Consider the following 686-nt stretch of genomic DNA (forward strand, 5'->3'; position numbering starts at 1 on the left):
AATCGCATCAACACGATTTATTACATTCGGCGTTCTGGGTTTGTCTTTAGTTTTATGATTAAGGTAGTTAAATTCAGGTTGGTTTGCATAGTAATAAACGTGTTATGCAAGCGTTATGTTAATGAGAGGACTCATGTACTTATTAGAATTATTCTCAGCAAAGGAAGATCAGGTTCAATTAGTTACTTTTTTACTTTCTGCTGGACTGGCAATTGTAGTATTGCTAATAAATCAAATGTTTGTGAATCGACGCTCGAAAAGAGATTTTCTATTATCGAAAATAGAAGAATTATCCGATTTATCAATTGAGTATGCATCAGTTTGTGGCGAGTTAATTGATGATTTAATGTATAAATTTGAAAATAAAAATATTAATAATTATGAGATTTCGTATAAATCATTACGGAAAATTAATACAGTTATTAGGCGCATAGAGTTAATATGTGAGCTATATTTCGAGAATACAGGTTTCTCTACAGATAACTATCATGTATCTGGCTTTCAAATTATAGAATATCTAGATAAATGGAAACAAATAGGTATGGACGAGGGGGATGTTTATGCGCTCTTTGAATCGGCTTATTGCTTAATCGATAAAAGAGAGGAATGGTTGGCTGAAATATCTTTAAACTTGGCTAAACGTTGTGGGCATTAACATAACAATCGCATCAACACGATTTGCTACA

The 686-nt window shown here is 32.1% G+C and carries 1 protein-coding gene; it reads left to right on the forward strand.

Annotation, left to right across the window (positions count from 1 at the left end; all coding sequences use genetic code 11):
- Positions 1-133: 133 nt before the first annotated feature.
- Positions 134-655: a hypothetical protein gene (locus tag A6E06_RS14575; RefSeq protein WP_065640703.1), complete on the forward strand. Its 522-nt coding sequence runs from the start codon at positions 134-136 to the stop codon at positions 653-655.
- Positions 656-686 lie beyond the last annotated feature (31 nt).

This window comes from Aliivibrio sp. 1S175 (assembly GCF_001690985.1).
Taxonomy (GTDB): Bacteria; Pseudomonadota; Gammaproteobacteria; order Enterobacterales; family Vibrionaceae; genus Aliivibrio.

What these genes read in the sequence shown, in the direction of transcription:
- A6E06_RS14575 (WP_065640703.1), top strand. Translation starts at nt 134, where the DNA reads ATGTACTTATTAGAATTATTCTCAGCAAAGGAAGATCAGGTTCAATTA.